The sequence below is a fragment of the Dehalococcoidales bacterium genome, assembly GCA_028716225.1.
Classification (GTDB): Bacteria; Chloroflexota; Dehalococcoidia; order Dehalococcoidales; family UBA5760; genus UBA5760.
In genome coordinates this window covers 1-2,798 of the sequence record JAQUQE010000139.1, presented here as the reverse complement: position 1 = coordinate 2,798, position 2,798 = coordinate 1, and the positions used below count along the sequence as shown (strand labels likewise).

2 tRNA genes and 2 rRNA genes are annotated in these 2,798 nt (G+C 49.5%); all 4 read left to right on the top strand.

From position 1 onward, the window contains the following. A 16S ribosomal RNA gene (locus tag PHI12_14900) occupies nucleotides 1–93 on the top strand; the annotation flags it as partial. A gap of 37 nt (nucleotides 94–130) precedes the next feature. Continuing rightward, nucleotides 131–207 (top strand) — tRNA-Ile (locus PHI12_14895). Between the two features lie 4 nt (nucleotides 208–211). Further along, nucleotides 212–287, top strand: a tRNA-Ala gene (locus PHI12_14890). Nucleotides 288–680: 393 nt separating this feature from the next. Next, a 23S ribosomal RNA gene (locus tag PHI12_14885) occupies nucleotides 681–2,798 on the top strand; the annotation flags it as partial.

Sequence of the window (2,798 nt, the reverse complement as noted above, 5' to 3'; positions counted from 1 at the left end):
TCGGGGAGGAAGGTACCGAGGGTATGGCGAGCGATTGGGGTGAAGTCGTAACAAGGTAGCCGTATCGGAAGGTGCGGCTGGATCACCTCCTTTCTAAGGAGAAAATGGTCGATGGCTGGGTGCTAATTTTGGGCCTTTAGCTCAGTTGGTTAGAGCGCACGCCTGATAAGCGTGAGGTGCCTGGTTCAACTCCAGGAAGGCCCACCATTTTGGGGATGTAGCTCAGCAGGGAGAGCGCCGCCCTTGCACGGCGGAGGCCAGCGGTTCAATCCCGCTCATCTCCACCAGCTTTTAAACAGGTATAACGTAAAAAGTACTACGTATGCCATATAATTCAGTCATCAGTAGCATGTATTTAGTAAAAGAGTTTAACAGAATGCAGGAAACACTACTGATTCAGAGCATAGGCTACAGTATATATCGACTGTATATGTTATCATCGTGTGATATGCTGAAAGCATGTCATGTCAATACTATTCATCGTATCATCGTAGCCCTCATAAATTTTTATAAATAATTAGCAATGAGCGAATAACAAGCTTTATCAGCTATAAATATAGACCTGAATTTATTACCAAAAACTAAAAATCAAAAAGTATTATGGTTATACGTTTTTTGTTCTTTGAAAATCACATAAATAGGTAGCAAGTAGTTTAATATTATTAATTTTATAGAGGTACGGTCAAGTTGAAAAGGGTATACGGCGGATGCCTTGGTACCAGAAGGCGATGAAGGACGTGGTTAACTGCGATAAGCCTCGGGGAGCCGTAAGCAGGCTTTGATCCGGGGATCTCCCAATGGGGAAACCCACCCGAGTAAACCTCGGGTATCCTGACCTCAATACATAGGGTCAGGAGGCGAAACGGGGGGAATTGAAACATCTTAGTACCCCCAGGAAGAGAAAGTAATAACGATTCCCTAAGTAGCGGCGAGCGAAAGGGGATGAGCCCAAACGCAAGAGGTCTAATAGCTGTCAGGCGTTGCCTCCTGCGCGTTGTGGGGCCTGATATCTCTTTGCTGACAAGAAGAGAGAGAGTTACAAAATCACTCTCTAGCCCAAGTGAGCTTGGAAAACTCCACCAGAGCGGGTGATAGTCCCTTAGGCGAAAGAGATTGATCTCTCGCTATCAGGTTCCCGAGTAGCACGGGATAAGTGAAGCCCTGTGTGAAACCGGGAGGACCACCTCCCAAGGCTAAATACTAACTGGTAACCGATAGTGAACTAGTACCGTGAGGGAAAGGTGAAAAGTACCCCGGAAGGGGAGTGAAATAGTACCTGAAACCGTATACCTACAAGCAGTGGAAGCACCATTGCCCCTGGCTTGCCAGAGGCAGGTGTGACCGCGTGCCTTTTGTAGAATGAGCCGGCGAGTTACGCCAACCAGCCAGGTTAAGCAGCATCTGCTGCGGAGCCGTAGCGAAAGCGAGTCTGAATAGGGCGATTTAGTTGGTTGACGTAGACCCGAAACCGGGTGATCTATCCATGGCCAGGGTGAAACCTGTCTGAACGCAGGCGGAGGCCCGAACCCACTAATGTTGAAAAATTAGGGGATGAGCTGTGGATGGGGGTGAAAGGCCAATCAAACCCGGATATAGCTGGTTCTCCCCGAAATAGCTTTAGGGCTAGCCTCAGATGTTGTGCTATGGAGGTAGAGCACTGAATGGACTAGGGGCCTTACCAGGTTACTGAATCCAATCAAACTCCGAATGCCATAGTTACTAATCTGGGAGTCAGACTGCGGGGGATAAGCTCCGTAGTCGAAAGGGAAACAGCCCAGACCATAAGCTAAGGTCCCCAAGTGTAGACTAAGTGGTAAAGGAAGTTGAATTACCCAGACAGCCAGGATGTTGGCTTAGAGGCAGCCACCATTTAAAAAGTGCGTAACAGCTTACTGGTTAAGTGATTCTGCACCGAAAAATGTACGGGGCTCAAGTCTGCCACCGAAGCTATGGCTTGGTATCTTGTATACCAGGGGTAGGGGAGCGTTCTCTCAGGGCAGAAGGGTTACCGAAAGGAGGCCTGGACCAGAGAGAAGTGAGAATGCCGGCATGAGTAACGATAAGGCAAGTGAGAATCTTGCCCGCCGAAAACCTAAGGTTTCCTGGGGAAGGTAAATCCGCCCAGGGTTAGTCGGGCCTAAGCTCAGGCCGAAAGGCGTAGGCGATGGACAACCGGTTAATATTCCGGTACTGCCATCTGTTCGCTATTGAGTGATGGGGTGACCCAGGAGGGTAGGTCAGCACGATAAAAGTTCCGTGTCCAAGCCCGTAGAGGGAAGAGACAGGCAAATCCGTCTCTTTGTTAACCTCAAGAGGTGATGGGGAGCTGCTACGGCGGCGAACTGATCGATCCCACACTGGCAAGAAAAACCTCTAACCAGAACAGAGGGCATCCGTACTAAAACCGACACAGGTAGGTAGGTAGAGAATACCAAGGCGCTCGAGAGAACCCTCGTTAAGGAACTCGGCAAAATGACTCCGTAACTTCGGGAGAAGGAGTGCCTCACCAGGGTGAGTCTGATTCACTCAGACAAGCTCGAAGAGGCTGCAATAAAACGGCCCAAGCGACTGTTTACTAAAAACACAGGTCTCTGCTAAATCGCAAGATGATGTATAGGGACTGACGCCTGCCCGGTGCTGGAAGGTCAAGGAAGGGGGTTAGTCGCAAGGCGAAGCTTCTGACCAAAGCCCCAGTAAACGGCGGCCGTAACTATAACGGTCCTAAGGTAGCGAAATTCCTTGTCGGGTAAGTTCCGACCCGCACGAATGGCGTAACGATTTGGGCACTGTCTCAACGA